The sequence below is a fragment of the Paraburkholderia oxyphila NBRC 105797 genome, from assembly GCF_000685075.1.
Lineage (GTDB): Bacteria > Pseudomonadota > Gammaproteobacteria > Burkholderiales > Burkholderiaceae > Paraburkholderia > Paraburkholderia oxyphila.
In genome coordinates, this window is sequence record NZ_BAYD01000029.1 from 73,771 (window position 1) to 90,189 (window position 16,419).

Annotated in this window: 20 protein-coding genes and 1 pseudogene; 10 read left to right on the top strand and 11 right to left on the bottom strand. The window is 67.0% G+C overall.

Translation table 11 applies throughout. The features are described 5' to 3' along the window. Positions 1-39: 39 nt before the first annotated feature. The 4 genes from BO1_RS19455 to BO1_RS51790 are packed head-to-tail and all read left to right on the top strand — an operon-like array spanning position 40 to position 3,644. The gene (locus BO1_RS19455; protein WP_028218987.1) at positions 40-1,179 is read left to right on the top strand and encodes an MlaE family ABC transporter permease; all 1,140 of its coding nucleotides are present in this window, start codon (positions 40-42) and stop codon (positions 1,177-1,179) included. After that, positions 1,173-1,985 carry an ABC transporter ATP-binding protein gene (locus BO1_RS19460; protein ID WP_028218988.1) on the top strand — a complete coding sequence of 271 codons (813 nt, stop codon included), beginning with the start codon at positions 1,173-1,175 and terminating at the stop codon, positions 1,983-1,985. The genes BO1_RS19455 and BO1_RS19460 overlap by 7 nt, the downstream gene beginning before the upstream one ends. A 1-nt stretch (position 1,986) precedes the next feature. Further along, positions 1,987-2,925, top strand: a complete 939-nt coding sequence (locus BO1_RS19465; protein WP_028218989.1) for an MlaD family protein — start codon at positions 1,987-1,989, stop codon at positions 2,923-2,925. Then, entirely contained in the window at positions 2,922-3,644 is a 723-nt protein-coding gene (locus BO1_RS51790) for an ABC-type transport auxiliary lipoprotein family protein (protein WP_043285461.1), read from the top strand. Before BO1_RS19465 ends, BO1_RS51790 begins: the two co-directional genes overlap by 4 nt. Before the next feature lie 331 nt (positions 3,645-3,975). Here BO1_RS51790 and BO1_RS19475 read toward each other — a convergent pair whose 3' ends face one another. From BO1_RS19475 to BO1_RS19500, 6 genes are read right to left on the bottom strand one after another with little or no spacing between them, the layout of a single operon-like run. Beyond that, positions 3,976-4,971 (bottom strand): hypothetical protein, encoded by a 996-nt coding sequence (locus BO1_RS19475; protein ID WP_028218990.1) that lies wholly within the window; start codon positions 4,969-4,971, stop codon positions 3,976-3,978. 31 nt (positions 4,972-5,002) lie between these two features. Further along, positions 5,003-7,360 carry an FAD-dependent oxidoreductase gene (locus BO1_RS51795; protein WP_043285463.1) on the bottom strand — a complete coding sequence of 786 codons (2,358 nt, stop codon included), beginning with the start codon at positions 7,358-7,360 and terminating at the stop codon, positions 5,003-5,005. After that, complete coding sequence (locus BO1_RS19485; protein WP_245643842.1) at positions 7,357-7,893, bottom strand: flavodoxin family protein; 537 nt, start codon at positions 7,891-7,893, stop codon at positions 7,357-7,359. The genes BO1_RS51795 and BO1_RS19485 overlap by 4 nt, the downstream gene beginning before the upstream one ends. Before the next feature lie 28 nt (positions 7,894-7,921). Further along, complete coding sequence (locus BO1_RS19490; RefSeq protein ID WP_028218992.1) at positions 7,922-8,383, bottom strand: CBS domain-containing protein; 462 nt, start codon at positions 8,381-8,383, stop codon at positions 7,922-7,924. Next, complete coding sequence (locus BO1_RS19495) at positions 8,380-8,673, bottom strand: hypothetical protein (RefSeq protein ID WP_156992321.1); 294 nt, start codon at positions 8,671-8,673, stop codon at positions 8,380-8,382. The genes BO1_RS19490 and BO1_RS19495 overlap by 4 nt, the downstream gene beginning before the upstream one ends. After that, on the bottom strand, positions 8,670-9,320 hold the full coding sequence (locus BO1_RS19500; protein ID WP_028218994.1) for a BON domain-containing protein: 651 nt from the start codon (positions 9,318-9,320) through the stop codon (positions 8,670-8,672). The genes BO1_RS19495 and BO1_RS19500 overlap by 4 nt, the downstream gene beginning before the upstream one ends. Before the next feature lie 175 nt (positions 9,321-9,495). On the opposite strand from BO1_RS19500, the gene BO1_RS51800 reads away from it, so the two are divergent. After that, complete coding sequence (locus BO1_RS51800) at positions 9,496-10,020, top strand: universal stress protein (protein ID WP_043285465.1); 525 nt, start codon at positions 9,496-9,498, stop codon at positions 10,018-10,020. On the opposite strand, the gene BO1_RS19510 is transcribed toward BO1_RS51800, so the two are convergent. The 5 genes from BO1_RS19510 to BO1_RS59295 form a co-directional block, all read right to left on the bottom strand. Further along, a complete protein-coding gene (locus BO1_RS19510; RefSeq protein WP_245643843.1) occupies positions 10,010-10,537 on the bottom strand; it encodes a hypothetical protein in 528 nt (175 codons plus the stop codon). The two genes, BO1_RS51800 and BO1_RS19510, sit on opposite strands and share 11 nt — an antisense overlap. Beyond that, on the bottom strand, positions 10,530-11,408 hold the full coding sequence (locus BO1_RS19515; RefSeq protein WP_028218996.1) for an LOG family protein: 879 nt from the start codon (positions 11,406-11,408) through the stop codon (positions 10,530-10,532). Before BO1_RS19515 ends, BO1_RS19510 begins: the two co-directional genes overlap by 8 nt. A 2-nt stretch (positions 11,409-11,410) precedes the next feature. Next, the gene (locus BO1_RS51805) at positions 11,411-11,707 is read right to left on the bottom strand and encodes an NAD(P)H-dependent oxidoreductase (RefSeq protein WP_028218997.1); all 297 of its coding nucleotides are present in this window, start codon (positions 11,705-11,707) and stop codon (positions 11,411-11,413) included. 193 nt (positions 11,708-11,900) lie between these two features. Continuing rightward, complete coding sequence (locus BO1_RS19525) at positions 11,901-12,551, bottom strand: BON domain-containing protein (protein ID WP_028218998.1); 651 nt, start codon at positions 12,549-12,551, stop codon at positions 11,901-11,903. Between the two features lie 73 nt (positions 12,552-12,624). After that, complete coding sequence (locus tag BO1_RS59295) at positions 12,625-12,771, bottom strand: hypothetical protein (protein WP_156992322.1); 147 nt, start codon at positions 12,769-12,771, stop codon at positions 12,625-12,627. A gap of 262 nt (positions 12,772-13,033) precedes the next feature. On the opposite strand from BO1_RS59295, the gene BO1_RS19535 reads away from it, so the two are divergent. The 5 genes and pseudogenes from BO1_RS19535 to BO1_RS19560 all read left to right on the top strand — a co-directional run bounded on the left by BO1_RS19535 (position 13,034) and on the right by BO1_RS19560 (position 16,399). Continuing rightward, positions 13,034-13,237 carry a cold-shock protein gene (locus BO1_RS19535; protein WP_028218999.1) on the top strand — a complete coding sequence of 68 codons (204 nt, stop codon included), beginning with the start codon at positions 13,034-13,036 and terminating at the stop codon, positions 13,235-13,237. Positions 13,238-13,295: 58 nt separating this feature from the next. After that, positions 13,296-13,946, top strand: a complete 651-nt coding sequence (locus tag BO1_RS19540; protein WP_028219000.1) for a nitroreductase family protein — start codon at positions 13,296-13,298, stop codon at positions 13,944-13,946. Positions 13,947-13,983: 37 nt separating this feature from the next. Continuing rightward, a pseudogene (locus tag BO1_RS51810) lies at positions 13,984-14,425 on the top strand (hypothetical protein). A 119-nt stretch (positions 14,426-14,544) separates the two neighbouring features. Then, positions 14,545-14,922, top strand: a complete 378-nt coding sequence (locus BO1_RS51815) for a hypothetical protein (RefSeq protein ID WP_043285468.1) — start codon at positions 14,545-14,547, stop codon at positions 14,920-14,922. 172 nt (positions 14,923-15,094) lie between these two features. Further along, on the top strand, positions 15,095-16,399 hold the full coding sequence (locus BO1_RS19560; protein ID WP_043285501.1) for a sigma-70 family RNA polymerase sigma factor: 1,305 nt from the start codon (positions 15,095-15,097) through the stop codon (positions 16,397-16,399). Positions 16,400-16,419 lie beyond the last annotated feature (20 nt).

Here is a 16,419-nt window from a genome sequence, read left to right on the forward strand (position 1 = left end):
GCCGGCCAGGCCGAACGGAATCGTCGGGGGCTGAGCCGCATGTCCGATCCATCTCTTTCGTTTTCCCAACGAATCGACACGTCCGTGCCGGGGGTGTTGGCGATCATCGGGGACTGGACACTGCCGCACTACGATACGCTGTGCGAGGCGAACGCGCGTCTGGCCGCGCCCGGCGCCATTGCCTCGCTCGACTTCTCGCGGCTCGCCGGACTCGACACGGCGGGCGCCGCGCTGCTCGCGCAGACGCTCGGCCCCGAGCGCCTGCGCAGCCTGTTGCGCAGCGCGTCCGGCCTCGCCCCCGACCGCCTCGCGCTGCTCGTCGCCGTTGCGCTCGCCGTGGGCGAGGCCGCGCAGCAGAGCGTCGAGCAGCGCGACAACGGCGCGCTCGAACTGCTCGAGCGCATCGGCGGCGCGGTGCTCGGGCTGGCCGACCGCACGCTCATCCTGCTCGGCTTCGTCGGGCTCGTACTCGAATCGCTGGCCCGCGCCGCCTGGCGGCCCAGGCGCTGGCGCGTCACCTCGATCGTCGCCCAGCTCGAGCAGATCGCGCTCGACGCATTGCCCATCGTCGCGTTGCTGACCTTTATGGTGGGCGCCGTCATTGCCTTTCTCGGGGCGACGATGCTAGGCGATTTCGGCGCGCGGGTCTATACGATCGATCTCGTCGGCTTCTCGTTCCTGCGCGAGTTCGGCATTCTACTCGCGTCGATCCTGCTGGCCGGCCGCACGGCCAGCGCCTTCACGGCCCAGATCGGCTCGATGAAGGCCAACGAGGAAATCGACGCCATCCGCGCGCTGGGCCTGAATCCCGTCGAACTGCTGGTGTTGCCGCGCGTGTTCGCCATGATCCTCGCGCTGCCGATTCTCACCTTCGTCGCGATGGTGTCGGGCATGATCGGCGGTGCGCTGGTCTGCATGCTGCGTTTCGGCATTTCGCCGACGATGTTCGTGAACCGTCTGCGTCTGGACATTCCCGTGCAGCACTTTTTCATCGGCATGGGCAAGGCGCCGGTGTTCGCGTTCCTGATCGCGTGCATCGGCTGCCTCGAAGGACTGCGTGTGGAAGGCAGCGCGCAGTCGGTCGGCGAGCATACGACCTCGAGCGTCGTGCAATCGATCTTTGTCGTGATTCTGCTCGACGCCATCGCCGCCCTCTTTTTCATGGAGATGGGGTGGTGAGCGCCGGGAATGCAGGGGGAAGCGACGAGCCGGTCGTCGAGGTGCGCAACCTCTCGAATCGCTTCGGCAAGCAGGTCGTGCACGAGCACCTGAGCCTCGAAGTCATGCGCGGCGAGATCCTGGGCGTGGTGGGCGGCTCAGGCAGCGGCAAGTCGGTGCTGCTGCGCTCGATCGCCGGGCTGCGCAAGTTCGACGCGGGCACGATCCGCGTGTTCGGCTCGAACCTCGCCGAGCTTGACCGGGAAGCGCGCATGCGCGCCGAAGAGCGCATGGGCATTCTGTTCCAGCGCGGAGCGCTATTCTCGTCGCTCAGCGTGCTCGACAACGTGACGTTGCCGCTCGTCGAGCACACCGCGCTCGGTCGCAGCGCGGCCGAAAAGCTCGCCCGCGTCAAGCTCGCGCTGGTGGGCCTGCCGCCCGACGCGGTGAACAAGGCGCCCGCCTCGCTCTCCGGGGGCATGATCAAGCGCGTGGCGCTAGCCCGCGCGCTCGCGCTGGACCCGGAGATCCTTTTTCTCGACGAGCCGACCTCAGGGCTCGACCCGGTGAGCGCCTCCGCGTTCGATCAGCTGCTGCACACGCTGCGCGACGCGCTGGGGCTCACCGTCTTTCTCGTCACGCACGACCTCGATACGCTCTGCGCGATCTGCGACCGCGTTGCCGTGCTCTCGCAACGGTGCGTGATCGCGGCAGGCCCTCTGCCCGACGTCGCGAATTGCGACGATCCATGGATCGCACAATATTTTCACGGCCCGCGCGGCAGAGCCGCGCTCGCGGCGATGCCACAATTGCGCATGGGGGGCTGAGATGGAAACGCGCGCGCATCACGTCCTGATCGGCCTCTTCACGGTGGCCGTCGTCGCGGCGGCCATGCTGTTCGGCCTGTGGCTCGCCAAAGGCCCGACCAGCGGCGGCTTCACGGAGTACGACATCATCTTCCACGAACCGGTCTATGGGCTCTCGGAAGGCAGCCCCGTGCAGTACAGCGGCGTGAACGTCGGCGACGTGCTCACGCTTTCGCTGGACCCCGCCGATCCCCGCCAGGTTCACGCGCGGGTGCGCATCGGCAGGAAGACACCCGTCAAGCGTGACACCGAGGCGCGGCTCGCCATGACCGGCATCACTGGCACGTCGGTCATCCAGCTGAGCGGCGGCACGCCCCAAAGCCCGCGCCTCGCCGCGCCGGCGGGCGAGACGCCGGTCATCGTCGCGTCGCGCTCGGCGCTGTCCACCTTCGCCGAAGGTGGAGAGGACGTCGTCAGCAACCTGAACGCGACGCTGCGCGCGATGCAGCAAGTCCTGTCGCCCGAGAACGCCACCAGGATCGGGCAAACGCTGGCCGACGTCCAGCAGGTTGCAGGCGCGCTGGCGAACGAGCGAGGGGACCTGCATGCGATGCTGCTAGCGATCACGGCCAGCGCGCACGACGCCGACCATGCGCTGAAAAGCGCCGACCGGCTGATGCAGCAGGGCAACGCGCTCGCCTCGGGGCAAGGGCCGCAGATCGTCGCGAACGTCCAGCAATTGACCGCTTCGCTCGCCCGTACGAGCGACAGCGTCGATCAGCTGGTCCAAGCGAATCGCGCCGCGATCAAAAGCGGACTGCGTGGCGCCGACCAGCTCGGTCCCACGCTTGCCGAATTGCGCGCAACGCTCGCTTCGCTGCGCGAGCTGACCGAACGGCTTCAGGAAGACCCGTCCGGCTGGCTGCTCGGTCGAGACAAGCTGCCCGAGTTCTCGCCATGAAGGCAATGCGTCCTGCCCTGCGTCTGGGCGCTGCGGGTGCGCTTGCCACGCTCGTCGCAGCGTGCTCGATGTTGCTTCCTGCACGCGCGCCGGACGTGTATCGCCTGGCGCCGCCAGCCGCACACTCGCTGGCGGCGTCGCCGACGCAACAGGATGCACCGTGCGAGGCGGCCATCGGCACGCCGGCAACGCCACCGGTTCTGCTGCGCATTCGCGCCGCTGCGCTCAGCAGCGCACTCGCCGGCGAGCATATCGTCGTGATGCCGACCCCGGATACGGTGCAAGCCTACCGTGACGCGCGCTGGAGCGACCCTGCCCCTGCGATGGTGCGCACCGCGCTCATGGAAGCGTTGACCCGCGACGGCCGGTTCATCGCCGTGACGGTCGATGATGGCACACTCGATGTTACATTCGACCTCGATATGCAGCTTCGCGCGTTTCAGGCCGAATACCGGGGCGGCAAGCCGGTGGTGCATGTCGGGCTCGACGCCCGGCTTGTCGATCCCGTTGCGCATCGCGTCATCGCAATACAGTCGTTCGATGCGCAAACCGCGCCGGCAACCGCCGACGTCGGCGCCGTCGTGCAGTCGTTCGCAGTGGCAACCGACGCGCTGGACGCCCGCCTTGCGGGTTGGCTCGCGTGCGCCGTGCTGCCCGCCGGTGGTGGCGCCGCGCGGCATGAAGGCCCGATGCTTGCGCCACGCGCGCCCGTCCGTTGACCTCCATCGATCGGAGCATTTCAGCTCCGCTCACAATCTTTTTTTTGCGCGATTCTCCCCGGATGCCAAGCATGCAGGCGTGCGATGGCACGCACATCGTCCGTTGAAACAGGAGAGACTCGGCGTTCTATTCTTCCGACTCAACGCAGGTGTACCACGCTCGCGCTGCCGATGGGTGTGCTATGCGATTGCGTAGACGCGGCTACCGGGTGCAGCCGGGCAGCGAGCCGTAGGTCCAGACTTGCGAGGCCGGGACCGCCGCGACGGCTGCGGTCTTCGATGTCTCATGCTTGCATGTCAGTGGCAGACCCGGTCAGACGATTGAACTCGATCAATCGCGCGGCGAAGGGTGGGCCGATGCGGTCTCGCGCGCGCCGGGGAACGCGGCCTGAAAGGCTGCGACGAACGTATCGAACGCCGCGCGCGGCAGGCCGGCGATGCCGCCCGCGCCTGCTCTGCCCGCCCCGCCGAAACGGCGGCAAAAACGGTCTGCGCCGGCGGGCGCAGCGAGCGGCGCACGCACGCTCACGGTCCATGTGCCGTCGACGGCGAGCGTGAGCACTGCATGGGCGCGATCGGGTGCTGCCAGCGCAAGACGATTCGCGAACGCGCCGCGGACCCGGCGCGCCCAGCGCTCGTCGGGCAGCGCATAGACTTCGGTGCCCGACGAGGCTCCAGCGGGACGCTGCGCGCACGCGAGCCCGAGGTCCTCGCGCCGCGAGGCACCTAACGTCGCGAGCAGCGGACACGCTGCGATGAAATCGAGCGGATCCGTATACGGCACGAGCCGCGCGTAGAGCGCAGCCGGTGCGATCAGCAGATCGTTCAGCGAGTCACCATAGCCCGCGTAGTTCACGTTCTCGCCCAGTTCGCGCAGCCGCGCCTCGTCGGCGCACGCCAAGCCTGCGAGCCGGGCAAGCTGGTGAGCCGCGCCCGGCAGATTGTCGCCATAGGCAGCCGCCACCGCCCACGCGCGATGGCGGCCAGCGAGCCGCCGGTCGACGAGGATGCTGGTGCAGACGTCGGGCGCCGTGTCGATCTGCGCATGAAGCAGCGGATGCCGCGGCAGGTTGGTGGCGACGTGATGGTCGATGTAGTCGATCGTCACCCCGCGCGCCAGCAGCGCAAGTGCTGCCGCGCGATTGACGCCGAACGAAAGGTCGAGCACGGTCACGTGGTCGCCGCGCCGCGCTTGCACCCGCTGCAGCAAGGCGTTGTCCCGTTTCGGCCCCGTGATCAGCACCGCGTCGCGCGGCGTGGCGAGACGGAGCTGATGCAGCGCGAACAGACCGTCCGCGTCGCCGTTGCACACGTCGAAATATTGCATCAGCCTCTCCCCTGCCTCAGGCGCGTGCGCGCTATGCACACGCTTCGCCCTCGCGGTCTGCAGCCGTCTCGTCGCTGCCCGTCTTTGCCTCGCCAGAAGCAAGCGCGTCGAGCGCCGCCTCCCGGCCGAGCGCCTGCAGCGTGGCAATCGACTCCGCCGAAAAATCGAAGTCGCGCGCAAAGGTCCACCTCCCCCCTTCGGCGCCATCGAGCGCGATGCGGTGGATCTGCACCGGCACATGGCTGCCCATCAGCCGGATGTACTCCGGCAACTGGCGCACGCGCGCGGCGCTCGCGGTATCGAGCTGCGCGGTGATACGCTCGACCAGTTCGCGAAAGTCGTTGGCGTTTTCCTCGAACCGCAAGTCGTTGCGCACCCGGTCCGCGTAGACGATCTCATCACGGCGCAACATCACCTCGAACAGATTCGACGGCAGCGGCCGCACGCCGGAGAACAGGTCGACGACGAACACGCGCCCCGCTATCCGCCCGCAGCGCTCGATCACGAGATCGAGCGGCGAGTTGCTGACGATGCCGCCGTCCCAGTACGCGCGGCCCTCGATGTGCGTCCACGGCATCGCGGGCGGCAGACTGCCGCTCGCCAGCAGATGCTCGGGCGTCAGGCGGTCGACGTAGCTGTCGAAGATGCGCCGCTCGCCGCTTGCGACGTCCACCGCGCCGAGCAGCAGACGCGTGGGGCTCGCCGCCAGGGCGTCGAAATCGACGTGGCGTCGCAACAGTGCAAGCATCGGCCGCGTGTCGTAGAAGCTCGTCCACCACGGCGCGGGGCTGCCTCCGTCCGTCTCGCCGATGTCCCCCATCTCGCCCGGCCACCAGCGCGGCCGCATGAAGTTAGGGACGCCGAACCATGCGAGATGCCATGCGAGCGCGCTCTGCCGCAAGTCCGCGCACGGTTGCGGCGCGGCAAGCCCCGTAATCGACAGATCGCGCCAGAACGCCTCGAGCGCCTTTGCCGCATGCCCGGGGTGGCTTGCGGCGATCGCGCCATTGAAGGCGCCGATGGAGGCGGCCGAGACGATGTCGGGCCGCACGCCGTGCGACTCCAGCGCCGCAATCGCCCCGCTTTCGAACGCACCGAGCGCGCCGCCGCCCTGCAGGATGAGCACGGTCTGCGAAGGCAGCGCGCCCAGCCGCGAACCGGCCTGCGCAAGCGCCTCGCGACTGCCCGCAAGATTGCGCCGGTGGCGGATCATTTCCGCGGCGGCGATCGCCTCTTCGGCTGGCGCACCGATCGAGAACATCGCCCGCAGCACGTGGTGCCTCATGAACAACAGCGAATACGGGGTGCGTGCAAACTCGCCGCGCTCGACGACCTCCAGCGCATCGGCAGGATCGCCGAGAAAGTTATAGGCTACGTTGAACACGTCGCCGTAGAAAATCGACACTTCCCGGTACGGCATGCGCGCACCGCGCATGTTGCGCGCCGCAAGGCGCCCCTGGCGCATGGCATTGTCCCAGTGCTCCACGCGCCGCCGCGCGCCCAGCACCGGGTCGTGAAAGTTCGCCACGTCCCCGGCCGCATAGATGTCGGGGTCGCATGATTGCAGGCATTCGTCGACGAGCACACCGTCGTCGATCGCGATGCCGCTGCCTGCCAGAAACGCGCAGTTTGGCTCCACGCCGGTCGCGACGACGGCGATATCGCAGGCCAGTACGCGGCCATCGCTGAGCACCGCGCGCTCCACCTTGCCGGCCCCCTCGAAGCGTTCGACCGTCAGCCCGGCCAACAGGTCGATGCCGTGCTCCGCGCCAAGCTTTGCGAATCGCTCCGAGAGCAGCGGCGAATGCAGTTGCGGCAGCATCTGCCCGGAGCGCTCGACCAGCGTGACCGCGAGGCCGAGTTCGCGCAGTGCCGCGGCCACCTCGACGCCGACAAAACCGGCGCCGATCACGAGCGCGCGGCGCCCGGTTCCCGCATCCGCGCGCAGCGCGACGGCATCGCCGATGTCGTGCAAACGGCGCACGCCAGCCAGCGTGCCGCCCGGCACGTCCGGCGCGCGTGCGGATGCGCCCGTCGCGATCAGCAGCTTGCCGTAGCGCACCGCGCTGCCGTCTTCGAGCCGCACGAGGTGCGCGGCGCAATCGAGCGCGGCGGCCTTCGCGTGCAGCAGCAATACGATGTTCTGCCGCTCGTAGAAGTCGGCCGGATGGATCGTGACCCGCGCCGCGCCGACCTTACCCGTGAGAAAGCCTTTCGTGAGCGGCGGACGCCGGTATGGCAGGACGGGCTCGCCGCACAGGATCGCGATGCTCGCACCCGGCGCTTCGTGGCGCAGCGTGAGCGCCGCCGACACGCTCGCAATGCCACCGCCCACGAGCACATAATCGAAGCGCCGCTCGCGCGTGCCCGGCACCGGCGCGCGGTTCATCGGGCCACCACCACGCGCTCGCGCGCGGCAAGCGCATCCTTGATCGCGAGCACGAAGCGGGCGACCTTCTCGACGGCCACGTCTTGCCGCATGTCGCGCGCGGAGATCGCGCAAGTGGCGATCGGCACACACCGCGCAAGCCGCTGCATCTGCGCGAAGGTGTCTTGGCTGCCGCGGCCGCCCATCGTGCAGAAGAACGCCACGGTGCGCATCTGGCGCCAACGCTCCGATATCCACGTCGAAACCGGCGTCGAAGCGCGCCCTGCCCACACCGGCGTGCCGATCAGGACGACATCATAGTCGGCAAGCCTGTGCGTCATCGGCTGCAAGGGCGCGGGGCGCTTGCGGACCACATCGAGGATCGAGCGCAGGAAGCCCAATGGCCCCGCCCGCCGCAGGAGTTCGACCTCCTGCAGGCGTTCATAATCCCCTTCGAGCTCGGCGGCGAGCCTCCCGGCAAACTCCGCAGTGGTCTCGCTGCGCGAATAGAAGACCACGAGGATTCGTGTTGGGGCGTTCATGGCCACCTCCATCAGATTGCGCAGATGCGCGAACCCCGTCTCAGCCATCACGCTGGCCGCGCCGCTTCTCTTCGAAATGCGGCTGGCGCGCCGCGATCAGGCGCAGCTCGTCGAGCAGGCTCGCGGCCGCCTGAAGCAGGTCGTCGAGCGTGACGATGCCGATCAGTCCGCCGTCTTCACCGACCACCGGGAGCCGGCGCAGGCCGTGCAGGCGCATGCGTCTTGCGAGCAGCCAGATGTCGTCGGCGCCGTGGGCGACCACCGCGGGCGCCGACATGACGTCACCGGCGTACAGACGGCCCGGCGCGGCATCGGGGCACACCACCGCCAGCACAATATCGCGATCGGTCAGTACACCGAGGGGCGTGCGCACGCCGTCGGCCTCGCGCACCACCACCAGATCGCCCGCGTGCAGGGCGCGCATTCTCGCCGCTGCCTCGACAATCGACATGTCCGGGCCGCAGGTGGCGACTTCACGTGTGCATAGCGTGGCGGCTTTCATTGCGCCCCCCTCCAGACAGGCATTGACGATGCGCACGGGGCCGTCTGGCTCGCCTCCGCGCAAGCGAACACATAGGCGAGCGCTGCACTCCCGCCGTGCGGCGCCACGAGATCGTCTATCGACACGCCGCAGCGCTCGATCACGATGAAGCCTGCGCACGCGAGCGCCAACGCCGTCACGATGCCGAACGCCAGTTTTTCAAACCGACGAAACGCGCGATACATAGCCTTGCCCCCTGCGCTGTGCCCTCGCGTGGCGGGTGCGCCACGCACGAGCACATTGCGCATCATTCGAGTGTCAGAAGATCGACGACAGCGCGCACGCCCGGCGTCGCTCTGGCCGCCCCACAGACGAGCCGCCGCTCGGCATGCGAAGCGACCTTGCCGGTCAGGATGGCTGTGCCGTCTTCGATCTCGATGCCGATGTGCTTCGCTTCGCGGTCCCCGTGCCGCTGGATCGCGTCGCGTATGCCGCGTGCGATGTCTTCGATCGACGTTTCACCCCGGACCCTGATCTTGTCCGTGACACCGGTGACACCACGCAAATGCGAGATGGCACTTTGCGCAGCATGGCTCTGATACCCCCATTCGCAATCGCCAAGCAGCGTGACCCAGCCCTTCTCGACCTGCGCCTGCACGTTCTGGTTGTTCATGCCTACGGTCCATTCGAGGATCGAGCGCACCGTGTTCGCGATGTCCTCGTCGCTTCGCCTGTCGTCGTGGGGCAGACGCACCTCCATTTCGACCACGATGCCGCGCACACCCGCAACCCGGGCGGCCGCCCGCTCGGCGGTCAGCTTCTCCGCGAAGCTGGGCGGATGGCCCGACAAGGTCACCACGCCGTTGCACACTTCGACGCCGATCTGCGCGAGATTGATCGATTTTTCCCAGGCAAGCTCGGCTTCGACGTCACGCTTCAATTCGATATCGGATTTCATTGCAGTCCACTCCTGATCTCGCCACGCTGGCTGACGGACATAGCGTCCCACCGCACGTTTGCCGCACATATGACTCAGATCAATTCAGATAGCCGTCGACCACCTACGCTTTCGACGCGGCAAGCAATCGCACGCCTACCCGGCACGTCATGCACGCAGCGGCGAGGAGAGACTCATGTACGGCAAGATCATGGTTGCAATAGACGCCAGTGAGGCGTCGAAATGCGCGCTTGCGCACGGACTGCGCCTTGCGAGCCTGCTTGGCTCCAGTCTCTGCGTCGCACACGTGATTCCCGTCGTCGCGCCGTTCGGTATGGGCATCGGACTCGGCATGGCGAACTTGCCGGTGGAACTGTTCACGGCGCAACGCGATGAAGCCCATGCACAACTCGCCGCCGCGCAGCGAAGCGCGGCGGCGCTAGGTGTCGCTTGCGAAGCCGACCTTCTCGAACTGGGCAGCCCGGCCGACGACGTGGCGCAATGTCTCCTGCGCTGCGCCGTTCGCTGCGGCGCTGAACTGGTGGTGCTTGGCACGCATGGCCGGCGTGGCGTGAGGCGTGCATTGCACGGCAGCGTGGCGGAGCGTTTCGCGCGTACGTCCGTTTGTCCCGTGCTTCTCGTGCACGGCAGGCGCCGCGCCGGTAAAGACACCCGAGACCACTCCGCTACGATACGGCTAGCCGCGAGCCCTAAATGCTGATGTAGCCCGCAAAACACCATGGCAGATGCATGTGCTGCGGCGAGCCCCAATCGCCCGATGGCGCCACGCAACTGCCCAAAAAGCCTGGCGCACCATCGGCGGAAAAGACGGGTACGAATGCGAACGCGTCATTGACCCTGATGAGGAAATCGCGGTTGTAACGCGACGGGGCGAAAATCTCGATCGACCGGAAGAATTCGCGGCCCTCGGCATTCGGCGCCGTTTCTGGCGTCGGGAGTGCCTCCGGCGCATGCATCTCGTAACGCGCGGGGATTTCATCGCTGCGCGTGCCACGCCTCACGTCCTCACCGGGACTGAAGGCGAGCTCGACGCCAGGGTACGGCAGGCAATACGGTTTCTGCGCGGCCGGCCCGTCCGGGCCGAGCAGCAGCGGTGGGTACGCCCACATCGAGATATTCAGTACGGGAGTTCTGCGTGAAAAATACTCTGCAAGCCAGTTCATAGCCATCTCCATGCCGTAAGAGCCGCACGCAAGCTGCGTGAGCGGCTCATCCACTTGCGCCGTACCACCCGCGGATGGTCGACCAGATATCTTCGGCGCTCTCGCAGAAGCGGAACAGCGAGAGGTCGCCGGGCGCGATCATCCCTTCGTCGGCCATCATGTCGAAGTCGACGAGGCTGCGCCAATACGCCTCGCCGACCAGCACCACCGGAATCGGCTCGATCTTGCGGGTTTGCAAAAGCGTCAGGACTTCAAACAATTCGTCGCAGGTTCCGTAGCCGCCTGGAAAGAACACCGTCGCTTTCGCCTTTTCGAGCAGGTGCAGTTTGCGGATCGCGAAGTAGTGAAACTGGAAGCACAGCTCGGGCGTCAGGTACGCGTTCGGAAGCTGGTCGCGTGGCAGTGAGATGTTCATTCCGATCGTAGGCGAGCGGCTCTCGAACGCGCCGCGATTGGCCGCTTCCATGATGCCGGGACCACCGCCCGTCACGATCGTGAGCCTGGGAAGCCTGCGCGAACCACCCCACGCGCCAACCCGCCGGCCCAGTTCGCGCGCGATTTCGTAGTAGACGCCATGCCTGACCAGCGCCTCGGCCGCACGAACCGCACGTTGATGCCGGGCATCGGCCGGATCCTCCTTGAGCCTGCGGCGCGCTTCGGCGAGGACTCGGCTCGCGCGCGCAGGCGCCTCGATGCGTGTGCTCCCGTAGACCACGACGGTGTCGGAAATGCCGAGCTGTTGCAGCTTCTCAGCGGCTTTCCAGTAATCGAGCTGCAAGCGCACGCCGCACATTTCGGGGCGGCGCAGGAAGGCGCCGTCCTCGTCGGCCTGAATGTAGGTCGGGCTCTCGATCAGGCGCCGCACGCGCGGCGGCAGCGCCTGCCGCCCCACCCGCGCGGCTCGCCGTTCGCGCGTCGCGCCCATGTTCACGCTGCCGGCACCGAGGCGAAATGCCCGCGGACGAACCCGCGCAGGCGCATGAGATCCTTCGCGGCCGCGGCAGCGTCTTCCCGTGCAATCAGCGCGTCGGCCACGCGCACGTGCACGTCGCTGCCTTCGGTCAGCTCGCGCGCGGAGAGCACCGGATTGAACCCCATCCTGTACAGGTCGTGAACGCGCACGTCATGGCCCATGCGAAGCAACTCGCCCAGGTAGGCGCGGGTCATCCTTATGGTGAAGCTGTCTTCCACCGAATGCGCGAGCACGATTAGGTGTCTTTGCATGGCAGGGGCTCCTTTCAAAATCGCGCCGTGCAACAGCGCTATGCACGAACATATTCATCGTGCGCGTCTTCGCGGCTTCCCAGTTGACGCATATCAACGATGCGGGATGCGCGCCGCCGGTGCACGCCGTGTCGCCTCGCCCGGGCGATGCCCTGTCCCTTCCTGGGCGGACACGGGCGCGGCAGGCTACGGTTCACTGCACGCTCAGCCGATCCACCACCGCCCGCACGCCGCGCGTCGCCCACGCGGCGCCGCAGGCCGCACGCCGTTCGCGCAGCGAAGCGACCGTGCCGCTCAACGTCACCACGCCGTTGCTCTCGTCGATGTGGATGCCGGCGAACTCGCGTTGTGCACGGCGGGCCAGCGCCGCGCTGATATGCTGCGCGACCTCGAACGCAGCCTCGCTGTTGCGCACGTTCAGCCGGTTGGCCACGCCCACCACACCGCGCATGCGGCTCACCACTTTCTCGGCCGCATTGCGCTGGTAGCCCCAATCGACCTCGCCCATGAGGGTCACGCAGCCACGGTCGACCTCCACATGCGCCTGGTCGCCGGTCAGACCCGCTTGCCAGCGCAGGGCGCTCATGATTGCGGCGGCCAGATCGGCATCGGGGTGTTCGGCGCCCGGCGGCGGGTCGATCGAGAGCTCCAGTACAATCGCGCGGCAACCGGCCACCCGTTCGGCGGCGCGCTCGGCCGCGAGCTTCTGCGCATAGTCGGGCACCCGCCCCAACAACGTGACAATGCGGTCTCGCACGCCAACCTCGATGCCCGAGGCATCGAGCGCCAGATCCCACGCGAGTTCCTGCTCCACGTCCTGCTTGAGTGCTTCATCCAGTTTCATGATTCGCTCCATGGCTTCGCCATCCGTACCATTTCAAGCATCGCGCAGCGCCACGCCGCGCGGCTGACTCTTGTCAATCCGCAGTGCACATCGCGGCCTTTCCGCCTTGCGCGAGCGGCGCGAGCAAATCGAGCGCCTTGATGCCGGTCGTGAAGATCTCGGTGGAGCCGCGCAGTGCCGCGAGAGGCGGCGCCGCGCGATGGATCGGGGGGCGCGGCACTTCTCCGCAATGCAAGGCTTCGATTCATCCAGGATAAGCGCTCGATGCGAATTCCGGCTGATCTCGGTCAATTCGCTGCGCACCGGTCTCGAAATCGGGGCGCGCTTGTGATGCGCATCGCCCTGATTGATCTGAGTCAATCGTGCCTCCTGGGCGGGCGTCGAGACTGAAGCGGCAAACGCAAGCCCGCACGTCGCCGATAACGAAAAGCGGCGCGCAAAGGCGTGCACCTCCATTTCTCTCCCATTTCCATGGAAACGACATGAAAACAGGCACCGTCAAATGGTTCAACGACGCCAAGGGCTTCGGCTTCATCACGCCCGACGATGGTAGCGAAGATGTGTTCGTGCACTTTTCGTCCATCAAGGCGGATGGCTTTCGCTCGTTGCAGGAAAACCAGCGTGTGAGCTTCAACGAAACCACGAGTCACAAAGGCAAGCAAGCCATCGAAGTCCTGGCGATTTGACGAGCGGCAGATCCTCAACCCCTCTGCATAATCCCCGCTCAAGTGACTGGAGAAAGTCATGACCGAATTTCAACGCATCGAATACGAGCCGACGCCGCTGCTGCCGCCCGCGCCCGCGAGCGGCACAGCGCCCGCCTTCATCGACCTGCCACGGCCGCGCCTCGCTGCGGGCGCGCCACTGATGCAGGCACTCGCGCAGCGCCAAAGCACACGCGCCTATGCGGATACGCCCATGACACTCGACACGCTCGGCGAACTGCTCTGGGCCGCCAACGGGATCAACCGCCCTGAAACGGGCGGCCACACGGCGCCGTCCGCGCATGGCTTCAACGAAATCGACGTCTATGTAGCGTTGCCTCATGGCGTCTATCGCTACGAGCCCGCGCTCAACCGCCTCGTGCTCAAGCACGCCGTCGACGCGCGCAACATGACTGGCTATCAGGACTTCGTAGGCAAAGCGCCGCTCGATCTCGTGTACGTGCTGCGCGGCTCCCAGGTGCTCGCCACGCCCCCGCAGCAGCGTGAATTGTTCGCGGCCATCTCCACCGGCGCAATCTCGCAAAACGTCTCGCTCTATTGCGCGTCCGAGGGGCTCGCGACCGTCGTACGCGGCTGGATCAATCATCGGCTGCTCGCCGACGCCTTGCGCCTGAACGAGGACGAAGTGCCCGTCCTCGCGCAGACCGTCGGCAGGCCGCAGGCGCAGTGAGCGTCAAGCGGCGCTCTCGCGAAAGAGGAAGCCAGCGATGACTACGTGCGTCGATCTGACTGCAGTCCAGGAGATGTATCGCCTGTGTTACGTCCGCACGCCGTGGGCGTATTTCACGCGCTTGCCGCTCGAACAGCAATGGGGGCGACCATTGGGAGCGCTCGCCCTATGCGCCGAAAGCCGGTCTGCCCTACGGCGGCGAACCCGACCAGATCCTCAAGGTCGCCTTCGACGGGCCGCTGCTCACGCCCGAAACCGGGGAGCACGCGCACCCGTTCAGCGTTCAGGAGATCAATGACCGGCGCGCGCCCTGGCTGCGCACCGACAGCTATTTTGGCGGCCCGCCCGTGCACATCATGGCGGGCGCGACGCTCCAGCACTTCGCCGAGCAGGTACGGCTCGCGGGCGGAAGCATTTACGCGCCGGTCGGCTGGGGGCAGTTGCCCGAAATGCCGTACGAGCTCGCCATGAAGCGCTGAGCGCGCCGTATCCATGCAAAGTAACCGTGCAGAAGCCGGTGGCCCGGCGCTTCTGCATCTGCCCGCCGCATGCGGGTGTATCGAGCGGGCCGGAGTCTGTGATCCGCGAGGAGTGAATCATGAAAGATGCTTACGAGCGCCGGGCGTTGCTGCTGCAACTCGGCGATGTTCTGGAGATGCTCGATTACATCAAGGAGCACGTCCACGAGGCCCGCACGGTTGGCGATCTGGTGCGAAATTACCAGGCGCTTGCCGGCGCGCCCCTGCTGGCCAACGTCGCCCAGACCATGACGGTCAGCGAGCTCGAGTACCGCACCTTGCGCGCGTTTTGCCGTTGGCCTCAATTGCTGCTGAACGAGCGCCTCGACCATTTCGCGCTCGCGGCGCCCGTGAGAGAGCTGCTGTTCGACGACAATCCGTTTGGCTGGGAATCCTATGCAGATTACCTGGAGAGCGAGGTGCCGTGGTTCGGCTCGGCCACGCCTGTTTCGGCGTGAGTTCCGTGCGCTTGGCCCTTTGGTTGAGTCCGGTTGAATCGCGGACAATCGCCCCAAGATGCACGGTCATGAGGCAGGCCGTAGCGAATGGGTGTTCGTGAACGAGCGGCCGCCGTCACACGGGAGCCATTCAGTCCTCCCGATTAGCAGGACGGTGTAATCCGTGATCGACATGAAAACCACAGGCCGGCAGCAGGGGACAGACATGGAGCGCGTCGAGCGTTTGCTCGCGCGCGCTGCCAGGCAGGGCTATCTGTTCCGAACCGATCTCGAAGATGCGTTTGCCAGCGCCACCTGCTCGCGCGAAATGGTGGACGACGTACTTGACCAGCTCGCGCGGACTGGCGTCGAGGTGCTCGATGCCCCCCTTCATGAGGACACGCCAGGCGGCGCGCGCGGATCCGCCAGCGACGACGCACAAGCAGGCGGCCCGCAGCCATTGAGCCCCGCGGCAGGGCCACAGGACATCTCCGTCTCCGACGACACACTCGTGCTGTTCCGTGCGCGGATGCAAGCCGTGCCGTTGCTGTCGCGCGACCAGGAGATCGAGCTGGCGACACAGATCGAGGCGTCGCGCCGCGATCTGCTGCGCGTACTCGGCGCAAGCGCGCCGCCCGCCGCCCCCTGCTGGCCGTCGGAGGCCGTCGAAACGGCCTGCGAGACACTGCTGGCCACGCGCGGAGGCGGGCCCGCCACTCCGGGGGCACATGCATGCCTTGCGCAGTTGAGCGCGACGCGCCAGCGCCTGCGCGAAGCGACGCGCAAGCTGTTCGAGGCCAATCTTCGGCTCGTGTATTCGATCGCGCGGCGCTACGATAACCGCGGCGTCGACCTTGCCGATCTGGTTCAGGACGGCAGCATCGGCTTGATGCGCGCGATCGAACGGTTCGAATACCAGCGTGGGTTCAAGTTCTCCACCTACGCCACATGGTGGATCCGCCAGGCGATCGCACGCGCCGTGGCCGACCGCGGGCGCACCATCCGGCTACCCGTCCATGTTGGCGGCCAGCTCTCGCGCGTGCGGCGCGCGAGGGAGCGCATCCGCGAGCGCACGGGCCATGAGCCGGGTCCTGCCGATCTCGCGTCGGCCAGCGGCATCGAAGAAGCCAAAGTGCGTGCATTGCTGGCGCTGCCGGGCGAGCCTGCATCCCTGGACATCCTGCTGCCCGACGGACAGACGGAACTCGTCGAACTCGTTCCGGATCATGCCGCGCGCGCCCCGCTGGAGGCGCTAGCCAACGCGCGCATGTGCGACCTCGTGAAAGCCCTGCTCGACGAGATGCCTGCGGCCGAAGCAGACATCGTGCGCTGGCGCTTCGGGATTGGCGGCGCCGAACCCGAAACCTACGACGAAATCGCCAGGCGTGCTGGCATCTCGCGCGAACAGGTCCGCCGCGTCGAACAGCGGGCACTCGACATCATGCGCGCCTCGGAACGCGCCCGCGCCGCGCGCGACTATCTCGAGCCGGGGCACTAAGCGCAACGAGGCCGCTCACC